Origin of the sequence: Paenibacillus sp. FSL H8-0104 (assembly GCF_038050215.1) — a bacterium.
In the GTDB taxonomy this organism is placed as follows: domain Bacteria; phylum Bacillota; class Bacilli; order Paenibacillales; family Paenibacillaceae; genus Paenibacillus; species Paenibacillus amylolyticus.
The window spans coordinates 5,176,714-5,198,448 of sequence record NZ_JBBOTC010000001.1; the positions used below are offsets into that span (position 1 = coordinate 5,176,714).

Below are 21,735 nucleotides of genomic sequence, written 5' to 3' on the forward strand. Positions count from 1 at the left end.
GTTAGAAGCGTCAAGGATGGACGAATCTATTTAGGCATGAAAGAAAAAATCCACGTCTTTTAGTTAGACGTGGATTTAGGAATATGATCAGCTACTAATTTTCAATTATGCCAATATAGAACGGACATTGCGTAGAACTGATTTCATAAATTCAGAGGTTGGTTCGGCATGCCCCGCAATTTGGATACGTCGTTGCCGCACATCAAGACTCTTCAACTGATCCGTCAAAACAACACCTGAAAATGGCAGCTCTTCTGGTAGTGTAACTTCAAAAGGATAATCCTTGGCTTGGCTCGTTATGAGACATACAACGGCAAAACCCGTTATTTCATTGAATTCAAGTTCCGATAGAACAATAGCCGGTCGTCTCCCGGCTTGCTCGTGACCCGCTTGAGGATCAAAGTCAAGCCATATCAGATCGCCTCGTTTGGGAATAATCAAAGTAACTCGTTCCCTTCAGTACCAAAGTCTATTTCTTCATGTCTTGTATCCCGTTTCACTTTAGAGAGCAAAGTCTTTAGATGGTTACGTAGTTCCTCATTGGACTCTACAGGCTTGGTTTTTGGACGCAACAACAATTCATTATCTTCTGTCACCAAAATCTCGATTTCCGAGCCTTCTTCCAGATTAAGACGCTTAAGCAATTGGTTAGGAATGCGAATTGCACTGCTATTTCCCCATTTGCTAAGTGTGGCTGTAGTCATGGCAATCCCACGCCTTTCGTTTGATTGATGCTCCAATTATACCTCACCTCCCTACAGTTGTATATCTATATGATATACATGAAACAATAAAAGGATACATTGGAGCTATAGTCCCTCGGTAGCTTACCCTTGTATAATGTGCCTTGATCTCGACTGCCAGTTCGGACGCAGAAGTGTTCTTAATGCGATAGCGAACCTTATAGCTGGAACCGAAAACCAGATCATGATCATCGACCTCTCTAGAGATTTCGTAATCCGGTGTTTCGAGGGCAGTCAGCCCGCGACCCGACTTTTCATATTCAGCCCGCAGGGAGACATCTCCCTTTTTCCACGTATAGTCAAAGAAATCAAAACCACACTCCCGTCGGCCATCCGGTCTCCACGGTCTTGCGCACAGTAGCGTAAGAGGGGGCGTATTCAATAATATGGATCTGGTCGATAATCGAAGTTTCGGTCATGTTCTGATCTCCTTCTCTTTATGTACAGGATGGTGAAGAAGCTAGTGATAGTTTTATCACACTATAATCGGAAGCGTTTTCAGAGGATTATATCATTGCTTCGGTATCCAGTTCTGTATGAAGTGTTCACAAATCCATATCTACCTTATGTACGGGTAAACATATTTCCGCAGTGTGTCCTGAAATGGCCTATCATGTGAACTTTGACAAGCTCTATTCGCTATTGTTACTCTTTGTACAGGAGTGTTTCTTATATATATAAAAAAGATAGATTCATGGAGGGAAAGCATGACAGAATGGATTACGCAATTTATACTCTTTTTTAAAGATTTGTCATACGCAGGTCTGGTCATTGCCTTGTCGTTTGAATTCGTACCTGCTGAACTCGTACTGCCCATGGCAGGATATTGGGTGTATCTTGGGGATATGAAGCTGTGGCTGGCTATTCTGGCTGGTACCGTAGGCGGAACGTTTGGACCTCTGACGTTGTATGCCCTGGGACGATACGGTGGCAGACCGATGGTCGAAAAATTCGGCAAATATTTCTTGATTCGCCCCCACCATCTGGACGCTTCCGATAAGTTCTTCGAGAAGTATGGCAGCGGGGTAGCTTTCTATGGACGTTTTGTACCCGGCATTCGGACCGTGATCTCCATCCCATGTGGAATGGCGAAAATGAATGTGTTTAAGTTCAGTATCTTTACCTTCTTGGCCATGCTTCCGATCACCTCATTGTACATCTACTTAGGCTTTAAACTAGGCTCTCAATGGGAGCACGTAGACGAGATTGTTAAGCCTTATATCGTTCCGGCAGCGTTGGTTTTCTTAGGCGCCTTTGGATTGTACGTGCTTTTGAAACGTTGGAAAAGAAGAACGGCTTTGAACAAGTCATAGGTTTGTTAAGTAAGGAAAAGAGATGCGCAGATTGATGTTTTTTTTGAAATAAGTCGTATGCTAAAATTCATCTGATTATATGTAAGACCCCACTCGATCCTAAGGATCAGTGGGGTTTTATCGGTTTAATGACTATCTAACTAATAAGATACTGATAGAAAAATTAATTTCTATTTTAAGTCCCTTTTAGAATTGTTTTTAAGTCTTTTATAGACTGACTTGATAGCTCATAAGCATAATTACTGTCAGATTCCATTACGACCATACCGACACTCTTATCAAAATCGATGTATAGATCAAAAATTTTGATATCATTGCTACTGTAATTAACAACTATTTTTTCGTCTGTTTTCCCTACATCAATAACCTTCTTGTTCTTTTGAGCAGATTCTAAAATATTTAGAATTTGATTAACAGTGTCTCTTTGAGTGATTTTGATTACATTTCCTTCCTTATGATATTCTATCTCTGCCACAACATCGTCATTGTTTTTTTGATTACAAGCTACAATGATAAGGGGACATAAACAAATTAAAAACAATAATACTATCCTTTTCATTTTGCATTTCCTTCCTTGTTCATAAAAAAACTCTTTTCCCACTCTAATGTTTAAGTGAGAAAAGAGCCATTAAAAATTATTTATTGCTTTGGTTTATAAGTATTTAAATCAGTTCCTGTCGTCTTTTCAAATACACATACAACACTACGCCAGATGCCGCACAGATCACCGCACATAAACCGATGAATCCATATCCCGCTTGAAGTCCGCGCAGCAGTCCCAACTGAGTCGTTGAACCGTACAGATTCTTCACACCTTCAATCACCCAGCCAATCACATAGTTACCGATAACACTACCAACCCCCATCAAGGTAACCGTGAATGTAATCGCGGTGTCACTGCCATTCGGATATCTGCGTGCGATAAACGCCATAACTGTTGGATAGATCATCGCTATTCCCGCGCCAGATATCGCAAAGAAAATCGCAAGTCGCTCTCCCCCTGCAAGCGCCACGAACGTACATACTCCCGAGAAAGCTGAGAACATAATCAGTGACAATACAAATCCGATCCGGTCCGTCAATGGTCCAAGCAGCAGTCGTCCCAGCGAGAACGTGAGGAAGAACGCAGATAATAACCCGGAAGCTTTGACCGTGTCCCACGTGTAGGCTTTTTCCAGGAAATTAACCAGCCAACCTCCAACCGCCAGCTCCGATACCACGCCAAAAGAAAGAATGAGCACCATCAGCCAAAGGGCAGGATCACGTGTTAACGTCCTCAGTGAAGTCCGATCTTCATGAGGAAGATCATCCCCCGGAAATTTGCTGCGCAGCGCCGCAATGATCGGCAGCAGACAGAGTGATAACATCACCAGATACATGCCGCGCCAGTCCAGTTCGTGACCAAACACTTTCAAGGACATGACACCCGTCGCCAGCAAAGGCGCCACCGTTGAACTCAGCCCATAGAAGAAATGGGACAAGTTCATCATCGTACCTGTGTTTTTCACAAAAATCCGTGCACCCAGAATCGCCAAAGCAATCTCCAGCATGCCGTTACCGATGTACATGAAGAAGTACGATGAAGCAAAGAGTGGATAGGTATGAGACACATAAATGAACACACCCGAGAGGATCATCGATGCAAACGATATGATGCTAACCGCCTTGATGCCCCATTTGCGAACCAGAATAGCCGTGAAAGAGCACGCGATCAGGTACCCCAATGCATTCAGGGACAATAACGTCCCGAGCTGTTTCTCATCCAGATTGAAGTCGAATTGAATGCGCGGAATGGCCGGCCCCTTAATATTTTCCGATATCCCGAATACGATAAATCCCAGAAAGATCGTTGCCAGTTGCATAGCGTAGAGCTTGTTGAACTTTCGTTTGTTCCCTTGTGTACCAGCTTGCTGATTCAAAATAAGTTCCTCCAGTGTGTTCAGGAAAATGATTGCACGTTATAACTACGATTGCAGTACCATCTTCCGACCGCTGTTATCCCTGTATTTTTTTGATTTGTTCCTAAAGGTGAAAATACAGTGATAAAGGCGTTCTTCAGATTGGTTCTGCCCTCTACGTTATCGTGTCAATGATTTGTACATTTGAAATAGGAAACATGGTTAAGCTTTATTCCTAAAAATAGAATACTCGTAAAAGCTCCTTTTTCCTTTACCATTGCTTCTCAATTACCTGAATACGGTAGGTCAGGCTCTCCAGGGTCACCGCGACCAGCCCCGTGACATATTCGCGACGAGTGTCTCTTTGGATGATCAACTCCGGCATATGCTCCAGTGGAATCATTCGATCCAGACAACCTTGCATCAGGTCATCCCTCATAGCAGGGTCCGTCGTATCCCCAGTGACTACAATCGTAGCGGGGTTAATGATCGCGATGATGGATACAAGCGTCTGTACGATGAGCTCCTGCAAACCCTCTGTCGTTTTCAACATGCGCAGTTGCTCTTCTCGTGACACGCCAAAAGGTAAAAAGGACACCTCGCCCCCAAATTGCGTATTCCCTGTCAGCGGACGACCATCAATGATAAAACCTGCACCCGGAAAATGGTTCTCCGGAAAAGTCACCACCGCAAAGTTCTTCTCTTCCTCAAATTGCTGCTGGTTGTACAGACCGTAAACGGTCAGGTTCATGTCGTTGCCAATGACCACTTCCACGTCTTCATATTGCTCCTTAAGCCTTGGCCCGAGTGGCTGATACATCAGCTCCGGTACGTCGCAAATGCCAATCACGCCGTTGTGCGCCACACCAGGTATACCGATACCAATCGCCTGCACATTGTGGTGTTGTTCAATCAGATTTGCAATTAGATCCTCTACCACCGTTACATTAATCTCATCCAAAAAGAGTGTCTGTTCATCCGCCATCTCTCCGTTCAGATTGGCATATGTATGTGTGATCGAGTGAATGCCACCCTCTGTTCGAATAATCAGGCACAGTACGCTTGCGTAGTCCGCATTGAACTGATACCGACTCGCAGGTCTTCCCCCACTCGATTCATCCGGGCCCAGATCGATAATTTCACCCGTTTGGAGTAATTCGTTAAGGATCGTGCCGCATGTTGCGACGCTGAGTTTTGTCAGGTTCGCAATCGAAGCCTTCGTGCCTACTCCCATGGATCTGAGCGTGTTCTTCACCAGTTCGACATTAATGCGCTTCACCTGTTGGGTGTTGTGTGATGTAGGTAACATGGTTAGTTATATGCCTCCTTTCGTTCATTTCGAACCATTCAATGAAAGTTTTTAAAAGTATTTTAATAATTGAAGTTTAGGGGGATTTGTGGGGAAAGTCAATGCTTAATTGGGAGCAAAAATCGTTTGGACGGGAAGGTAAAAAGAAAGTGCAAGATCATCTTGTATGATCCTGCGCTGTCCTTTTGTTAAGGTGATTTTATGTAGACTGGCTCATTTGATTTGCCAAGATGCTCTTCTCCAGTCGAACTTCAAATAACTTTCGGTTCAGATCCTGTTCCATGGCATGAAGGTGATACGCTGCTTGTTTCACGGTATCCATCTCTAGCACACCTGCCTGCTTTGCGATGATGTCCATGGCGTCTAATATGAGTTTGTTACATGTGACCAGTTGGTTAACGTAGTCGTCTTCCTGTTCAATGTGTTGTGCGTACTGTGAACTCAGGTCTTCGCTGTTGGTACTTGTCATGTCACCACTCCTTTGTTAAGGAGAGGGTAACATCTCACTAGAAAAGATGTGGTACGTGAGAACGTACCATTGTATTCCTACTCACATCATTGTTTATTAAAAGTAATCATCTATTTGACTGAATTTATAGTAATTTTTAAGCTTTGCATGTGTAGCAGGTAGCATCAAGATTTTTGTGTAAATGAAAACTTTGACGTTGCCAGAAGCAAATGCGGCTTTATAAAGTATTATTATTTTAGATTTCCAACATAAAACAATCATTAATTCAATTTTTTATATACATATTTGAAACATTTCAATAAATTCCACTGTCTAATTATTGGAAAGAACATAAATTTTGATTGGAGGTTAGCTTTATGAATAAAAAATTAGTTTTTTCAACAGTCATACTCTCTTTAATGACAGGTGGAATGATTTACTCAGGTACACTTGATCAAAGGAATTCAGGGACAGTCGTTAATGGGGATGCTCAGACTTCAGGACCTATTAATATTCAAGAAACGAATGAAAAGAAAACCTTCAGAGGTCAACTAGAGGTATTTCCCTTCGAGGATGGGGTTAAACAAGCCGATTTAATTGTCAAAGTAGTATTACGTGAAAACCTTGGTGAACTTACCGAACCTGTCCCTAAAAGTATATTTAATGCTCAAATTCTAAGTACTCAAAAAAGTGACCCTACACTAGTATCAGAAACTATTAGTATCATGCAACAAGGTAATAATGAAGTCTTGTTTAATGATAATCCGTTATTCCAAGAAAATGAAGAATATATTCTATTCTTGAAAAAAGCTGTTGGTTCTGTGGCAAAAGAATATCCAAACCTTTATTGGATACTGGGTGAAGAGACTAATATGTATAAAAATATTAGAAATAACAATGTTGAAAAATTAGGTTATATTGACAAAGAACTTTATGATATTGAGAATAACCATACTTTAAATCTCAATGAAACGACTAACACCCAAGTGCTCAACGAAGAAGAATTCATTAAGAAAATAGAATCAGTAACTAAGTAGTTATTAACAATGAGAAAGAAATGGGGTATAGATTATGAGAAAATTCCTAGTAAAATTGTCAGTATCATCTCTTCTTTTATCAACTCTTGTTCCTATAAATGCATATGCACATAAGTCTCCTAATACTTGTCACCAGAATGGAGAATCTTCTGGATACTCTGTTGATTGTAACAATCATCAAGGTTCTTCAAATTTCACTTATAATCTCCAAAATGTTGACTCAACATACGCTGGATATGTCAGTAACGGAGCCTCAAGGTGGGATACTACTGGTGTAGTTAATATTACAAAAACTAATACTGAGTCTACTAACGGAAGAGTTATTAAATACGCTGATCCGAACACGAGTACCATTGCTTACTTTGGTAATTATTATTCTGACGTTAACGGAAATTTATATGCTTGGACTCTAGGAATGAACACATCAATTATGTCTTCTAGGACAGTTGCCAAAAATCCCTAAGCAGCCTTGGTTCAATATTCGACTGAACTATGGATGCTTAATTTTTCTTGTATTCGAGTCCGACAAAATAAATAATATCCACTTGGCTACAACTTAGATAGCATATTTGTTACATTATTATTGGCATTCCCTCCCCCATTTGACACCCACCCTCAAAAAGGTCTATCCTAATAACGAACCAACCATTCACTATTAAGGAGTCGTTCCCGATGGTGCAAGCCAAGAAAGACGAAGTCAGGAAAGAGATTGAATACGCAGCGCTCAAGGTCTTTTTTGAAAAAGGCTATGTGGATGCCAAGATGAGCGATATCGCGGATGAGATCAGTATTTCCGTGGGCAATATCTATACTTATTTTAAGAATAAGAAAGAATTATTCTACGCCGTTGTGCCGCCGGATCTCGTGGATTATCTAAAAAATGTGCTGGTGGAGACGATCCACTTTGATAATCAGACCTTGTTCGAGGAAACGGATAGCGAGCGAAAGTCGGCACTGTTGCAGGAACAGGTGGATGTATTACGAAAATACCGGAATCAGATTGTCATTATCTTTGAAAAGAATAAAGGCACCATCTACACCAACGCCAAGAATGAGCTTGTTGAGCTGATGATCGAAACCAAGAAGGCCTATCTGAAGAATCAATATAAACGATATGAGATCGGCACCGAGGAGAACCTGATCTTGCTGAACATTCTCGCGCACAACGTGATTGATATGAACCTGGATCTATTGAAGCGAGAGATGAGTGAGGACAGCCGGAAGCAAATCTTTGAGGCGTTGTATGTATACAGACTGTACGGTATGAAGAGTCTCAACGAATAACGCTTCATCTCATCACTTATGCCAGGTAGACAAAGCGTGCAGATCAGATCAACTTCACTTGGTTTGCACGCAAAAAAACACTAATATTAAGTCACTCTATTTTTTTGACCCAAAAATGAATTTATAATTCATTTTTAAGTTGGATATTTACCATTTACCAAACTATTTAAGTTGAACCTACATTTACACGATAACGGAGAGGACAGAAATAACCAGAGGAAACGAAGCGTTCGCCTGAAAGCTTTCTGAAAGAAAGCTACATCGGAAGCATAAGCTATCACCGGATTTTCCCTATTAAGAGGGAATCAAAAAAATCTGGGGATAACAGCGATCCGAAGGTTGTTCTGTCATCGGAGTGGCAAGTGTACATACCCTCTTTCAACTTATATAATCCCATCCACATTCTAAGGAGGAACACAACATGAACACCGCTTACGCATTGAAAAACGTCAATCTGATCCACGGCGACTCAAGCCGCAATTTGCAAGAAAATATGACCATTCTCGTCAATGAACAAGGACTTATTCAGGATATCGGCCGAGATAACGATTTGCATATCCCAAGTCACTACACAACCATCGACCTCTCAGGAAAATACGTAATGCCAGGACTGATCAATGCACACGTACACCTCTTTGCAGATGGAAAACCGTTCAGTCTCTCGGTCAGTGAAGGCTTGTTGCAGTTTGGCTATGATCGAATATTGAACACGAAGTTTGGCAGAAACGTTTTGAAAAAACGAATGAAACGCAATGCACTGACCGCACTCCATGCGGGTGTAACAACGATGCGCAGTGTGGGGGAATTCTTTTACACGGATGTCCAGCTGCGGGATGAGATTAACAACGGTGACTTTGTCGGCCCCAATCTGCTCGTCTCCGGGTTTTTCCTAAGTGTCACGGGTGGGCACGGTGCTCCATTTCTGGCTCTGGTTGGTGACTCTCCGTGGGAAGCACGAAAAAATGTACGCATTAATGTGAAACACGGCGTGGATCTGATCAAAATCTGTGTGACGGGTGGTGTGACGGATGCGAAAATAGTCGGCGAGGCTGGCCGTTTACAGATGACGGTGGACGAAGTTGCGGCGATCTGCGATGAAGCGCATAAGATTGGTTTGCGGGTGGTAGCGCATGTGGAGAGCACGGAAGGCGTACGGGTTGCGTTACAAGGTGGCGTCGATACCATTGAGCACGGTTCGGAGATGGATGACGAAATCATTCGTTTGTACAAAAATAATCCCAATGCCTTGAATGGCTACACCGCACTCATCCCCACCCTGCAAGCCGCTTATCCCTCCGCTTCACTGGATACGAGCGTAACGAAGGTAAGTGCAACGGTAAAAGAGAATTCCAGACTCGTCTACGATTCAATGCTCAAGGGCGTAATACAAGCGATCGAAAACGACATCACCATCGGGATTGGCACCGATGCCGCTATGCCTTACGTGACTCACTATGATATGTGGAGAGAGATGGACCACTACATGAGACAGGCCAACCTGAACAACAAACAGGTCATCGACATAGTGACTCGAACCAATGCAAAGATCCTCGGTGTTGACGATGTTACAGGGACGGTGGATATCGGAAAACATGCCGATCTGATTATCATGGAGCAAAATCCACTGGAACATATCGAGGCCTTGTCAGACATCTCTATGGTCATGGTCAAAGGAAATCTAATTCAAACACCATCTGTCACAAGAATCAAAGAAGTCGACGATGTTCTAAACTCAGTTTGGTAAATTCAGGGGTGAAATCATGCTTGGTATATTGTTATCCTCTATGATTATTGGGTCAACGGTATTTTTACAACCTTTTGAAAAACACCCTACAAGATGGACTTTTTCAAAGTGTCTATCTTGTAGGGTACAATTTAGTTTTTAAAAGATGATCTGTATCTCAACTTATTAGATCATCATCAAATCAGTATTCGGTAAAGTTGTCTCATAATAGTAGTCCACTGATCTGGCAGAGCTATATTATGACTATTCCGAGTTTCCAGACCACTTCTGAACTTTCACTCGTCTTACAAATACACCTAGAACAAGTCCGGCAAGGGCTACAAACATCGTGAAGAATAATGCGTTCTGCATACCAGCGGTTAACGCCAGTGTTGCATTTCCCAGCTCCGTAGGATCAGCCACACCCTTAATAAAGTCTGCGGTTCCGGTTGTCATGATACTTACTGCCATTGCAATACCGATAGCTCCTGCGATTTGTTGAAGTGTGTTCAATATAGCCGCACCATCGGGGTACATATCAGAAGGTAGCTGATTCAGACCATTTGTCTGAGCAGGCATCCATACCATCAGAATTCCGACAATTAGACAGGTATGCATGACCATAATCAAAGCAATGGACGAAGCAACCGTAATATTAGAACAGAACCATAGAGTGACTGCAACTATGATAAGACCAGGGACTACCAAAAACTTAGGTCCGAATTTGTCAAATAGTGCCCCTACGACAGGAGAAAGTACAGCTGAAATTACACTGCCTGGTAGAAGAATAAGTCCAGTCGTCAGTGCGCTTAATTCAAGAACTCGAATCATAAACATGGGAAGAATGAACATGGACGATAGAAAAACCATCATACATATGAATACCAGCAAAGTACCTATAGCAAACATAGGGTTCTGTAGAGTTCTTAAGTTCATTAGAGGTTTTTTCATGTTCAGTTGACGAATGACAAATAGGATTAATGCGATAACCCCGGCAATCAGGGGTACAATAACAACAGGGTTACTCCAACCATGATCTCCCTCTCCTGCACTACTAATACCATAAACAAGTCCACCAAAACCAATTGTCGACAAGACTAGAGAGTATATATCAATACGTGGTTTGGTTATAGGTGCTACATTTTTCATAAACGCTACGCCTGCCAACAAAGCAAGCACCAGAGCCATCAACGATACCCAGAATATCCAATTCCAGCTTAGATAATCAATTAAAAGACCTGAGATGGCTGGGCCTAAAGCAGGTCCCGCTGTGAACACAAGACTGACTAGTCCCATCGCTTTTCCGCGTTTCTCGGCTGGGAATATAATAAGAGCCGTATTAAGCATCAATGGGAATAATAGCCCTGCTCCAGCTGCTTGAAGTATCCTCCCTAATAGCAAGATATCAAAACTTCCCGCCATAGCACCAATTGCAGATCCTACGATAGACATACTGACTGATGTCAGGAAAAGTTGACGTGTTGAAAACCATTGTATCAATAGTCCAGAAAGAGGAACTAAAATTCCCAGTGTAAGTAAGTAACCACTTGTTAACCATTGAACTTTAGCTTCCGTAATCGCGAACTGATTAATAATATCACTTATAGCAATATTAATTGCCGTTTCATTAAAAGTACCTATGATACCAGCAAGCATCAATGCAAACATAATAGGGAAAACCTTAACATTTGGAACTTTTTGATTTTCAGAAATAGTACCTGATTGCAAAACCTTCACTCCTCAGTGTCTTTCAAATTTTTGATTCATGTTAGAAATTAAGTAGAACAAAATACCTCTGTCTGCATATGTTAACCAGAACTGCAATAGCAGGAAAGGCATTGTGTTTTGCTCATATATAAACCTCCTTTTGGAAAGTTATCTGATTCTCGTTCAAAATCTGCAGGAGAACTTTCAACTTTTTGATCATAACATACGCCTGTCAAGGCCCCCCCTGAACCAAAGAGAAAGTCAACCCCCTTTTTTTTTTGATTCACAAAAAAACCGCAACGATGTGCTACTTTCTTACGATATTTATTTTTTTACAATTACCTATGTTCCCAGAGATTCAGCGATGTTTAAACTTAGTCTGTCGCGTCTGACCTGAAACCAAAAAGGTGTATTCAGATAATATGAGCAAGTTGCGAAGTCAGTTATTTTGGTTTGAAGTTTCTTCAAAAAAAATTGGCGACCTCTCCCCGATTGAATTCTAGGGAAAAAGTCGCCGCTTAGTGAAAATCTTTTTAATTGTCTCTACGTGATGGGGCTATGATCAGTGATGTACTTATTTATTAGCACTTTTACGATAATTTTGCTTCTCACTCATATTTGAATTTTTTGGGCCTTTCTTTCGAGACTCCTTAGCTAACTCATCTTGCAAATCAAAGTCAACCCGATTAAAAGGATTCACTCTAAAAGGTCGTGATATTTCTACAATTTTTCTCAGAGCTTGCTGTAAATGCTCTTCATTGATATGATCATCACCTTTCTTAGAAGCAATAATTTTAGATATTTCAAAAGGGTCTTCCGCCTTATCTCCAAGATCTACATCAAAGTTCGATACTTCTCTTTCAGAGATGGATTCAGTAATACATTCGGTCTGAATCTTTTTACCTAATAACATTACCAAGTTGGCTATCCATCTCATTGGAAATTTGACCTAGCAATAACAACTCCAGCGAATTGTTGATCGAGATATCGATTCTTGTAGAAATGATGCTTTAATTCAGTCCATTCCCGTTACTAGTCATTATTCTCAAAGTTTTCCCATCTATTATCAAAATATTTTCACTAATTGTAACAACTCACAGTTATTTATTCCGATCTTTCTGCTGAAGCTTCAGATATTTGCTTCAATTAAATACGCTTTATCTTTAGAGTTCAATAATTCAGGCATTATCCTTTGAGGTGGCGGAATATCTTCAACAGGTTCTCCATCCAAAAATAATTCAAGTGCTTCTTTCGCCATCAATAATGCTTCTTCAACTGAATCGCCACAGGTGATACATCCGGGCAGATCAGGAAATGTAACATTAATTCCATCCTCAGCAAAATTAAAAATTGCGTAGTATTGATAAGTTCGAATCATAGGGGACACTCTCCTGTTATCTATACTTTTAGCAAAAACAGCAAAAAGCCTTTCGGATTATATCTGAAAGGCTCTCAACTCGCTTTTACTCTTAATTTCCCTCAAATATATTGTTATAAGATTAATCATTCAACCCTTTGCCCTCCAGGATCGGTTGCATATACTTCTCGATTCGTGACACTTTTGTTTTGGATTGCTTCGGTTGTGAGAAATAATAAAGATATGCCCGCTGCCGTCCGGGTGTCAGTGCTTCAAATGCATCTCGGAAAGCAGGATTCTCATCGAACTGCTGTTGAAGTTCCTCAGGAACGCTATATTCGGCAGTTTTTTTCATTTCCACTTGCAGTCCGGCCTGTTCCACTTCAATCGCTTGCTGGATATAGGCTCTGATCATATCCTCCTGCTCCACAATCTGCTCCAGACTGGTGAAGCGAAGCTGGCGCTCTGCCTGTACATTCTCCGTTTGCTGGACCAAAATGCCGTGCGTATCTTTCAGCAGAGCACCTTTGAAAAATAGAATGGCTACGTACTCTTTGAATCCATGGATTAAAACGATGTTTTTTCCATCCAGCGTGTAACAAGGATGCATCCATTTCATATCCTCTGTCAGTTCAAAATCCCGAATAATCTCTCTCAGCTTTGTGGACTCTTCCTTCCACGTTTTGAGTTTCTTCAAATAACCGTCAACTTTGCGATTCCCACTTGTATCCGTCATGGAGAAATACCTCTCTTTATCTCATGTTCTTATAGGATCAATTGTACTGGTTTTCAGTGGATTGTACAGCGTTGCTTACAGAGCTTTTATTGACTTTTCCACTTAAATTTAAACCCTAATAGCAACAAAGACCATCCTGTTAGATGGCCTATCATTTAATTTAATATCATCTAATAAGTTTCAATCGACAGTTCTCTATACCCATAGTAAAATAATGGAATGTCTATTGCCATAATTCCAACATACGAAAGGATGATTTAAATGAGAGAGTACACAGTCGTTCCAGGTCCGAAAAATGTTCAAGTAAACCGAGGTGATACTCAGGCTGCTGTTAATTTATTTGCGGATATCATTAATCACAAAGCACAATCTGGATGGACCTATCAATCGATGGAGTCGCTATCCGTCACTGAGAAGCCCGGTTGTCTCCAGCAACCTGTTACAACGCATCATTATATGCTTATTTTCTACAGAGAGATTTAATAATAGTACAACAATCATGAGAAACTCAGAATCTGAGGAACTGATATATAATAACATGCCATCCGAAGAAGAACTTATTAGACTCTTACATACACATCATGAAGAAAACGATCCTCGAAGCAGTTTCTATATAAGAACTCATGTTATTCCAGAAATTGATTGGTTGAAGTCTTTGCTTAACGTTTCACTTGCATTATTCACAGGTCTAATCATCTCTATGATCTGTTTCTATCTCTTGAATCTATTCACCCCAGTATATGCTTTGCTAAGTGCCCAGATTGTTTTCATAGCAAGTATGTTATTCATAGTTCTACGACGTGTTAGAGTGATCCTGATATGGAGTATTAGAATTCATCAACGTTTTGCCCCCATTGAAGTGAGGAACAAATGTCGTTTTGAACCAAGCTGTTCTGTGTATATGATTCAAGCTATTGAGAAATACGGGGCGATTAAAGGTCTTTCCTTGGGCATTCATCGTCTTCGCAAATGTAATATCAACGGTGGAGGATATGATTATCCATAAAGCCAAAAGGTCCATAGACAATCTATGGGCCTTTTGCTTTGGTTAACATTTCTGGCTTAAGCTAATACCGAGCAGTGCCTGTGTCTCTTCTTCCAACATGGAGGAAGCTATCATCCTGAAGTCATCAACCCCAATTTCAAAGTGACCTTTACGAAATGGAAACCCCCAATTGCGATTCCCGCGTGTAAAACTGAGTTGGTCTAACAACGTTGCGATCTTTACTTCTCGACACGGAAGATAACGAAGATCTCGGCGAAAGGGTATAAAGGATTCCGACATCTGATATTGGTATATCCTGTCGTCGGTAATTTGACCAATAGCGGTAAAAGCCTGAAGTGGCTTGCCACTTGATATATCTGTGCGTGGAGAATAGTATATCATCCAGTCACCAGGGGACATCTGTCGCAACAGCGCTGACTTGCCATGGCACAACTGCGCAAACCCTCCCTCTACGGCTACATTCACATGAGAAGCAGATACAACACCAATCCAATATCTGCTGTCCTGATTTGGTTTCATGGATACATCTCATTCCCTTCTCTCGTTTACATTTCCAGATTCGATTTCAATCGGTCTAATTGCAAAAAATGATGTCTGTAGTGCATCTCTATCAACAAAAACCACTCCTGAGCGTTTAGAGCGCCAAGCCTTGGATGACGTATTTTGTTGTTTACCGATGCTTGGTATACAAGAGGTTCTGTACTCCTCATCCGGTTCACTACCTCGTGAAGCCCATCGATCAAGGAATCCATGCTCTCAGGTGGTTGCGGGGTGTACTGCGGGGAAGCGGGTACTCTAACGGGAACGGGAGGGAATTGTCCTAATTCAAACACTTGCCTACCCAGTTCTGTTTTTTCCTCATCCGAATTTAACGTCGAATCCTCGCTGCTCAAACACTGTTCAATATTATGTAGATGCATGAAGAGCGCTGATTGAATCAAATGTACATACATCTGTCCAATGGACCATTCCTCTTCACTCTGTTTTTTATATAAGCTAGACATATCCAAATTTTTCAGTTCTGCCAAATATCGTTCTACTGCCGTTTCAAATGATTTCAATACTTCCGTTGTACTTCTCATCCTTCAACCCACTCCTCTTGATCTGTGATATATCAAAGTATAAAAAAACACTACTGACAGGTGTATGTCAGTAGTGTTTTAAGATGTTTTTGGCTACTTCCTGCATTCGGAAGCGCAAAGACTCTGGCTCCAAGACCTCGATATCTCCACCCCATCCAAGTAAATAATGCAATATTTCTTCCGGGTAGCGGACACGAAAATGAAAAACAACATCTTCCTCTCGCTCCTCAAATGCATCCATATAAAAATGAAGGGCCTCCATAACTTTGTCAGCAATTTCAGGTTTTGCTCTGATTAATACTTGTTCGTTACGATCGTCAGGAGGTCGATAACTGTTTAGATCAAAATCCGGTGGCAAAAGGAATTGATCCTCCAGCACGGAAAGTTCAGTCATCCGTGACAAACGAAAATGACGAATGTCTTGTCGCATATCACAACGTGCAATTAACATCCAATTCTCCTGAACCAGTGAGAGGCCATAGGGTGAAACCTCTCGCATGTTATACCGATTTCCATCCGTTCCTGGCATTTTTTTCAGATACATAAAGCTGATTTTACGTTGATCCAGAATAGCATTACGTATCTGGTTAAGGTATGTTTTCACCCGCGCTCGGGTTAAAGGTTCAACCGTATGAAGCAGTCGCATCGTTTCCCGTACACGTATTGATTCATTACGAACGGATTCTGGTAAGATCGCTTCAATTTTGCGTTGAGCCGACTTAGCCTCCATCGCGTATTCTGTATCCAATCTCTGTTCGATAAAATCAGCTCCCATGAGCAGGGATACGGCTTCTTCTGCGGTGAAGCTTACCGGGGGCAGAAAATATCCTTCCATGAGGGAATACCCCTGACCCGGAGCTCCCATAATCGGAACACCAGCCTCACTTAATGCCTGAATATCTCGATATATGGTACGTACACTTGTCTCGAATTGAGCAGCTAAATCTTCTGCTCTTAACATCTTTCTTCGCTGCAATTCAAGCGTAATCGCAAGTTGCCGCTCCGTTTTGTTCATTCTCTAACCCCCACCGTTTCATCATCCAATCCGTTAAACTGCCTGAGCATGGCGGTGAAACGTTCCAGTTCCTTATCATCCCATCTGGTTATACGGTTATAAAAAGCTGACTCCTTCTCCTTGAGCGCACCAACCGTCGATTGTTGACCAAGTTCCGTAAGAGATAGTAACACCCCGCGCCGATCCTTGGGGTCTTGCTCTTTGCTTACATATCCCGACTTTTCGAGTTGTTTGATTAATCGGCTGACCGAGCTGCGGTCCATTGCATTTGCTTCTGCCAAAGCCGCGGCACTTGTTGGGCCATAGGAGTAGAGCCACCGTACCAGTTGAAAAGCGGCAGGTTGCAGGTTCGCATCAAAACGCTCGGCAGATCGAACGTTAAGCGCATGCGATGCACTGATCAGTGCATGAATCTGCTCACCCAGCGCTAGCTCGAGGGTTGCTCTATCTTTGGTTTTGACTGGATTTTCACTCATTATTGTAAACTCCCTCTCCTCGATACATGAAAGTAGACTCCTGAAATATAGTTGACAAATATCAATTAATATTTATAGTTGATTTATGTCCATTATATAATTCCGAATCTATTCGTGTCAAAAGGAGATCTTCTCATGAAAACTAAACATCCCATTATTGTAATTACCGGAGCAACAAGCGGTTTAGGGCAGCTTGCTGCCATGGAACTCGCCAAACGCGGAGCACATCTTATACTCACAGCCCGAAGCAAAGAACGTGCCGAGGCTACCAGGTACAAAATCAAGGAAATCATGCCTTCTGCCAAAATTGAATTTTTCTATGGAGACTTGTCCTTACTGAGTGATGTAAAACGTATTGGGCTGGAGATTGCAGCCGCTTATCCGCGTATAGACGTTCTTTTGAATAATGCCGGACTTCATGCTTTTGAACAGCGAGTCACGTCCGAAGGATATGCCGAGATGATAGCCGTCAACTATTTGGCGCCTTGGCTATTAACGCACACCTTGCAATCTTCCCTGATTCAATCCGGCCATGCCCGTGTCGTCAATATTGCATCTGAAGCTTCGCGGAATCACGGCACTCTGGTGTTGCCAGATGACTTAACGGATATCACTCCATTTACTGCACGCGGTTCCTCTCCAATCTATGGCAAAACCAAACTGCTCAATATTATGTTTACTGGGGAACTAGCCAGACAATGGCGTGGAACCGGAATTCGCGTAAATGCCTTGAATCCTGGCTTTAATGTTACGGGTCTAGGACGAGAACTATGGTTTGCAAGTGTGCTTGAACGCATGTTAACCTTTTTGCACATCGGCGACCCGCGCCGGGGTGCGGATATCATTACTAGGTTGGCTGTGGATTCGAAGTATGGCGAGGTATCAGGAGGATATTTTAATGTGGAACTGGAGCATCTATTGTTCCTATACATCCTGGCGGAGATGAGGGCATGCAAAACAGACTGTGGATCGTTACGAAACAACTGATGAAAGATCACGGCGTGCTGGATTAATTGAACAAGAACAGGGGTGTTCCATAAGCCATAAACACAGCTAGGAACACCCCCTCCTTTTTTCAGTAATTAGATTGCTGCAAATACCTTGTCAAAACCTGCTTTCGTCTTAGCGAACAGTTCACTTGAACTTAGATTCGATGCCGGTGCCAGTACTTCCTGAGCCACCACACCATTGTAGCCAATCGCCTGCAGGTTTCTCAGAAACCCACTCAGATCAATGACCCCTTCGCCGGGATACAAACGCTCATAATCCAATAATTCTTCCACAGGCAGATCATAAGCATCGTTGATATGCACATGAACAATCTGCTCTTTCTTCAACTTCAACAGATCTTCCATCGGTAAACCATTTGTTTGCCAGTGATAGGAATCTACCAGTAAACCTACGTTAGGCGCATGGATCGTCTCGATCCAGTCCAGCGTATCTTCCACACGCCAGATAAACGGATTCTTCCATTGCGTCCGCAAATGGTGGCAGCCAACAAACTCCAGCCCTAATCGAATGCCGTAAGCGTCCAAGATATCTGCGCAAAGTCTCAAGCGTTTCGTAGCCGCTGCCATAAATTGCGCTGCCGGTTGATCCGTTGAGGGTAAAATATACGTGCAACAGCTGTAACAGTCCAACGAAGCAGAAGCTTCTGCCATAGCGACCAACGATTGCAATCCCTCACGGAATTGCTCATCTGTCGTCCGCCACTCTACCGTCAGACCCGATGAACCGATGATCACCTGATTACTCTCTAGCAGATGTTGTGCCTGTTCCTTGCCATACGTTTCAATCAATGAGAGCGGATTCAAATCTACAGATCCGAATCCGTGCTTGGCCGCATCTATGATATATTGTTCATCAGACTCGATATTGCCCAGTCCCGCATTCGTTAACCCTCTAATCATCCCAATTTCCTCCTGTGACTCGTCTGGAATTGCTGCTTGTGTATCATTTTCTTTATCATTTTATAATAGCAGTACTCTCCGAAAAAGAAACCATCAAAAAAGAGCCGCAACAACGTTATATTAACGTCATTACCGCTCTATCTTTTTTATCTTACACTCTCTAACGTATACCGGTTACGCGGAATCTCAAGACCCAGATTCTCCCTTAGCGTCTCATGTTCATACTCCGTACGGAACAGCCCTCGTTCTTGCAGAACCGGAACAACTAGCTCCACGAAATCTTCCAAGCCATTGGGTACCACGGTACGAACATTGAATCCGTCTGCCGCTTCGCCTTCAAACCATTCCTGAATCTGATCTGCGATCTGATCCGGTGTACCAATGAACGATGTACGCGGGGTAGATGCCAGCAATGCCACTTGGCGCAGGGTCAGCCCTTGTTCTCGCGCCTGCTGCTTGATCTTGTCTGTTGTACTGCGGAAGCTATTGCTGCCAATCTCCCCAATCTCGGGGAAAGGTTCGTCCAGCGCGTGCTGGGAGAAGTCATAATGATCGAAGTACCTCCCCAAATAGTTCAACGCCTGATCAATACTCACCAGTTCGGCAATTTCCTGATACTTCTGCTCCGCCTCTTCAGTTGTTCTACCCACAATGGGGCCGATGCCCGGGAAGATCAGGATATCCTCTGCCTTGCGTCCATAAGCCACCGCTCTTGCTTTCACATCGTGGTAGAACTCCTTTGCTTCCTCCAGTGTCTCATGTCCCGTGTAGACGGCATCTGCCGATCGGGCGGCCAGATCTTTACCAGATTCAGATGAGCCCGCTTGGAAAATGACCGGATGACCCTGCTTCGAACGCCCCACATTAAGCGGACCCTGTACCGAGAAGTGCGCTCCCTTGTGATTCAGCGTATGTAACTTGGCAGGATCGAAGAATACGCCCTGCTCTTTGTCTCCGACAAAGGCATCGTCCTCCCAGGAATCCCAAAGTCCTTTGACCACATTCAGATGTTCTTCCGCAATTTCGTAGCGTAGCGCATGGTTCGGATGTTCGCCTTTGCCAAAGTTCAGTGCCGAACCTTCCAGAGGTGAAGTAACCACATTCCATCCGGCTCTCCCACCGCTTAATTTATCCAACGAGGCAAATTGCCGCGCAACCGTGAAAGGTTCACTATAGGAAGTAGATAATGTAGCAACCAGCCCGATGTGGGAAGTTGCCCCGGCGAGTGCGGACAGAAGTGTCAAAGGTTCGAAGCGATTGAGAAAATGAGGATTGGACTTCTCGTTGATGAAGAGGCCATCTGCAATAAAGAGCAGATCGAACTTGCCTTTTTCCGCGATACGCACCTGCTTTTTGTAGAACTCCAGACTAACGCTCGCGTTAATGGGAATATCCGGGTGACGCCAAAAGGAAATGCTGTTCCCCACTCCGTTCAGATTAGCTCCCAATTTCAATTGTCGTTGCGACATATATATTCCTCCCTATGTTGTGGTGATGACACTGCCCAAGCCGCTCCCAGCAATACAATCCCTGTGAAGAGAAAAATAAACGGAATGCCGATCCATCCACCGAGAAAACCACCGATTAACGGTCCAAGTACAATACCGAACTGACTCGCCGTCTGACTCAGACTGACAGCCCTCCCACGAAAATCGTGATCAGCATACTTGATGATCAGCGCATTAAGCGCCGGATAGACTGCGGCAAAGAACAAACCATAAACAAATCGCAGGCTGCCAAAATAAATCAGATTATTTGCTGTCATTTGCAGCAGACTGCCAATTCCGCCGCCAATCAGACCAATAAACAGGGTTTTCTCGTATCCGATCCTTCCACCAATCTTCCCCCATCGCGGCCCCATAATGACCGTTGCCACACCAATCGCCGAGAAGACAATCCCTGCACTAAGTGTTGCACTGCCAACATCTCCACCAATCTGGACCACATAGAGCGTCAGCACCGGTTCGATGATGAGCACGGAGGTCGAGACTAGGAGAATCAAACTGTAGATTCGAATCAAACCCGGCGTGGAAGCCGCTCTTTTCAAATCCCCTATGATCCTTGTTGGAACTATTGTACGAGCTTGTCGTGACTCCTTAACACCGAGGACCATCAGAGCCGCGAGTAATGTAATGACAGCGGATGCAATGAAACATCCCCGCAGTCCGATCCAGTGACTCAACACACCACCGGCCAGAGGACCAAGAATCCCGCCCGCAGCGCTGGCCGTGGAGATCACGCCAAGTGCATAACCCACCTGTTTCTCCGGAGTATTGGTGCCGATCAGTGTAATCGAGGCGGGATGAAAACCAGCCATGAGTCCCTGAAAGACCCTCACCGCGATAAACGTATACGGATCGTAAACAAAGAAGTTAGCCAGATGCGCAATACCTAGCCCCACTCCTGAACGGATGAGCATCAGTTTGCTGCCATATTTATCAGCCAGTGATCCCCAGAAGGGTGCGCATAATCCACTGATCAGAAAGCTGATGGAGATCGAAATACCGGACCAAGCTTCCAGACCGCTCTGTATACCAAGATCATTTTGCAGGAATATAGGAAAGAACGGAACGGACAGCGAGTACGCCATATGATTAAAAAACAGGCCGAACCACAGAATATACAGATTTCGCTTCCATTGTGGCATCTTGGCATTCTCCATACTATATAATTCCTATATAAAAAGTAGGT

General features: G+C 43.0%; 24 protein-coding genes and 1 pseudogene. 8 read left to right on the forward strand and 17 right to left on the reverse strand.

Annotated elements, in window-relative coordinates; genetic code table 11:
• Nucleotides 1-105 precede the first annotated feature (105 nt).
• The gene (locus NST38_RS22875; RefSeq protein ID WP_076252839.1) at nucleotides 106-441 is read right to left on the reverse strand and encodes a type II toxin-antitoxin system PemK/MazF family toxin; all 336 of its coding nucleotides are present in this window, start codon (nucleotides 439-441) and stop codon (nucleotides 106-108) included.
• Complete coding sequence (locus tag NST38_RS22880; RefSeq protein ID WP_051449997.1) at nucleotides 438-740, reverse strand: AbrB/MazE/SpoVT family DNA-binding domain-containing protein; 303 nt, start codon at nucleotides 738-740, stop codon at nucleotides 438-440. Before NST38_RS22880 ends, NST38_RS22875 begins: the two co-directional genes overlap by 4 nt.
• A 710-nt stretch (nucleotides 741-1,450) precedes the next feature.
• Here NST38_RS22880 and NST38_RS22885 point away from each other — a divergent pair.
• Entirely contained in the window at nucleotides 1,451-2,056 is a 606-nt protein-coding gene (locus NST38_RS22885; protein WP_076252840.1) for a DedA family protein, read from the forward strand.
• A 175-nt stretch (nucleotides 2,057-2,231) separates the two neighbouring features.
• Here NST38_RS22885 and NST38_RS22890 read toward each other — a convergent pair whose 3' ends face one another.
• From NST38_RS22890 to NST38_RS22905, 4 genes are all read right to left on the reverse strand, one after another.
• The gene (locus NST38_RS22890) at nucleotides 2,232-2,615 is read right to left on the reverse strand and encodes a hypothetical protein (RefSeq protein WP_076252841.1); all 384 of its coding nucleotides are present in this window, start codon (nucleotides 2,613-2,615) and stop codon (nucleotides 2,232-2,234) included.
• Between the two features lie 103 nt (nucleotides 2,616-2,718).
• Complete coding sequence (locus NST38_RS22895; protein WP_076252987.1) at nucleotides 2,719-3,918, reverse strand: MFS transporter; 1,200 nt, start codon at nucleotides 3,916-3,918, stop codon at nucleotides 2,719-2,721.
• Nucleotides 3,919-4,225: 307 nt separating this feature from the next.
• A complete protein-coding gene (locus tag NST38_RS22900) occupies nucleotides 4,226-5,263 on the reverse strand; it encodes an ROK family protein (protein WP_076252842.1) in 1,038 nt (345 codons plus the stop codon).
• 199 nt (nucleotides 5,264-5,462) lie between these two features.
• The gene (locus tag NST38_RS22905) at nucleotides 5,463-5,732 is read right to left on the reverse strand and encodes a hypothetical protein (protein WP_076252843.1); all 270 of its coding nucleotides are present in this window, start codon (nucleotides 5,730-5,732) and stop codon (nucleotides 5,463-5,465) included.
• A gap of 356 nt (nucleotides 5,733-6,088) precedes the next feature.
• Between NST38_RS22905 and NST38_RS22910 the strand changes: the two genes are divergently transcribed.
• The 4 genes from NST38_RS22910 (at nucleotide 6,089) to NST38_RS22925 (ending at nucleotide 9,776) form a co-directional block, all read left to right on the forward strand.
• Nucleotides 6,089-6,748 (forward strand): hypothetical protein, encoded by a 660-nt coding sequence (locus NST38_RS22910; RefSeq protein ID WP_076252844.1) that lies wholly within the window; start codon nucleotides 6,089-6,091, stop codon nucleotides 6,746-6,748.
• Nucleotides 6,749-6,782: 34 nt separating this feature from the next.
• Nucleotides 6,783-7,211, forward strand: a complete 429-nt coding sequence (locus NST38_RS22915) for a hypothetical protein (protein ID WP_143781275.1) — start codon at nucleotides 6,783-6,785, stop codon at nucleotides 7,209-7,211.
• Nucleotides 7,212-7,420: 209 nt separating this feature from the next.
• Nucleotides 7,421-8,032 carry a TetR/AcrR family transcriptional regulator gene (locus tag NST38_RS22920; protein ID WP_076252845.1) on the forward strand — a complete coding sequence of 204 codons (612 nt, stop codon included), beginning with the start codon at nucleotides 7,421-7,423 and terminating at the stop codon, nucleotides 8,030-8,032.
• A gap of 421 nt (nucleotides 8,033-8,453) precedes the next feature.
• Nucleotides 8,454-9,776, forward strand: a complete 1,323-nt coding sequence (locus tag NST38_RS22925; protein ID WP_076252846.1) for an amidohydrolase family protein — start codon at nucleotides 8,454-8,456, stop codon at nucleotides 9,774-9,776.
• A gap of 243 nt (nucleotides 9,777-10,019) precedes the next feature.
• Here NST38_RS22925 and NST38_RS22930 read toward each other — a convergent pair whose 3' ends face one another.
• The 4 genes from NST38_RS22930 to NST38_RS22945 all read right to left on the reverse strand — a co-directional run bounded on the left by NST38_RS22930 (nucleotide 10,020) and on the right by NST38_RS22945 (nucleotide 13,555).
• Nucleotides 10,020-11,423, reverse strand: a complete 1,404-nt coding sequence (locus NST38_RS22930; RefSeq protein ID WP_076252988.1) for a DHA2 family efflux MFS transporter permease subunit — start codon at nucleotides 11,421-11,423, stop codon at nucleotides 10,020-10,022.
• A 613-nt stretch (nucleotides 11,424-12,036) separates the two neighbouring features.
• The gene (locus tag NST38_RS22935) at nucleotides 12,037-12,399 is read right to left on the reverse strand and encodes a hypothetical protein (RefSeq protein WP_076252847.1); all 363 of its coding nucleotides are present in this window, start codon (nucleotides 12,397-12,399) and stop codon (nucleotides 12,037-12,039) included.
• Nucleotides 12,400-12,591: 192 nt separating this feature from the next.
• Nucleotides 12,592-12,840 (reverse strand): type II toxin-antitoxin system HicB family antitoxin, encoded by a 249-nt coding sequence (locus tag NST38_RS22940; protein ID WP_076252848.1) that lies wholly within the window; start codon nucleotides 12,838-12,840, stop codon nucleotides 12,592-12,594.
• A gap of 121 nt (nucleotides 12,841-12,961) precedes the next feature.
• A complete protein-coding gene (locus NST38_RS22945) occupies nucleotides 12,962-13,555 on the reverse strand; it encodes a YdeI/OmpD-associated family protein (protein ID WP_076252849.1) in 594 nt (197 codons plus the stop codon).
• A 261-nt stretch (nucleotides 13,556-13,816) separates the two neighbouring features.
• Here NST38_RS22945 and NST38_RS22950 point away from each other — a divergent pair, with 261 nt between their 5' ends.
• Both NST38_RS22950 and yidD read left to right on the forward strand, forming a co-directional pair.
• Complete coding sequence (locus tag NST38_RS22950) at nucleotides 13,817-14,038, forward strand: hypothetical protein (RefSeq protein WP_036617217.1); 222 nt, start codon at nucleotides 13,817-13,819, stop codon at nucleotides 14,036-14,038.
• A 295-nt stretch (nucleotides 14,039-14,333) separates the two neighbouring features.
• Nucleotides 14,334-14,561 carry a membrane protein insertion efficiency factor YidD gene (gene yidD / locus NST38_RS22955; protein WP_341344272.1) on the forward strand — a complete coding sequence of 76 codons (228 nt, stop codon included), beginning with the start codon at nucleotides 14,334-14,336 and terminating at the stop codon, nucleotides 14,559-14,561.
• Between the two features lie 42 nt (nucleotides 14,562-14,603).
• Here yidD and NST38_RS22960 read toward each other — a convergent pair whose 3' ends face one another.
• From NST38_RS22960 to NST38_RS22975, 4 genes are all read right to left on the reverse strand, one after another.
• Nucleotides 14,604-15,080, reverse strand: coding sequence for an EVE domain-containing protein (locus NST38_RS22960; protein WP_340934896.1), 477 nt, complete (start codon nucleotides 15,078-15,080; stop codon nucleotides 14,604-14,606).
• A gap of 26 nt (nucleotides 15,081-15,106) precedes the next feature.
• Entirely contained in the window at nucleotides 15,107-15,643 is a 537-nt protein-coding gene (locus NST38_RS22965; RefSeq protein WP_340934894.1) for a DinB family protein, read from the reverse strand.
• A 67-nt stretch (nucleotides 15,644-15,710) separates the two neighbouring features.
• Entirely contained in the window at nucleotides 15,711-16,658 is a 948-nt protein-coding gene (locus tag NST38_RS22970) for a helix-turn-helix transcriptional regulator (RefSeq protein WP_340934893.1), read from the reverse strand.
• Nucleotides 16,655-17,134: a MarR family winged helix-turn-helix transcriptional regulator gene (locus NST38_RS22975; protein ID WP_341344083.1), complete on the reverse strand. Its 480-nt coding sequence runs from the start codon at nucleotides 17,132-17,134 to the stop codon at nucleotides 16,655-16,657. The genes NST38_RS22970 and NST38_RS22975 overlap by 4 nt, the downstream gene beginning before the upstream one ends.
• Before the next feature lie 135 nt (nucleotides 17,135-17,269).
• Here NST38_RS22975 and NST38_RS22980 point away from each other — a divergent pair.
• Nucleotides 17,270-18,147, forward strand: a pseudogene (locus NST38_RS22980) (SDR family NAD(P)-dependent oxidoreductase).
• 69 nt (nucleotides 18,148-18,216) lie between these two features.
• Here the strand turns inward: NST38_RS22980 and NST38_RS22985 are convergent.
• The 3 genes from NST38_RS22985 to NST38_RS22995 form a co-directional block, all read right to left on the reverse strand.
• Nucleotides 18,217-19,044, reverse strand: a complete 828-nt coding sequence (locus NST38_RS22985; RefSeq protein ID WP_341344084.1) for a sugar phosphate isomerase/epimerase family protein — start codon at nucleotides 19,042-19,044, stop codon at nucleotides 18,217-18,219.
• Between the two features lie 146 nt (nucleotides 19,045-19,190).
• On the reverse strand, nucleotides 19,191-20,513 hold the full coding sequence (locus NST38_RS22990; protein WP_341344085.1) for an LLM class flavin-dependent oxidoreductase: 1,323 nt from the start codon (nucleotides 20,511-20,513) through the stop codon (nucleotides 19,191-19,193).
• Nucleotides 20,495-21,691: an MFS transporter gene (locus tag NST38_RS22995; RefSeq protein WP_341344086.1), complete on the reverse strand. Its 1,197-nt coding sequence runs from the start codon at nucleotides 21,689-21,691 to the stop codon at nucleotides 20,495-20,497. The genes NST38_RS22990 and NST38_RS22995 overlap by 19 nt, the downstream gene beginning before the upstream one ends.
• Nucleotides 21,692-21,735: the final 44 nt, after the last annotated feature.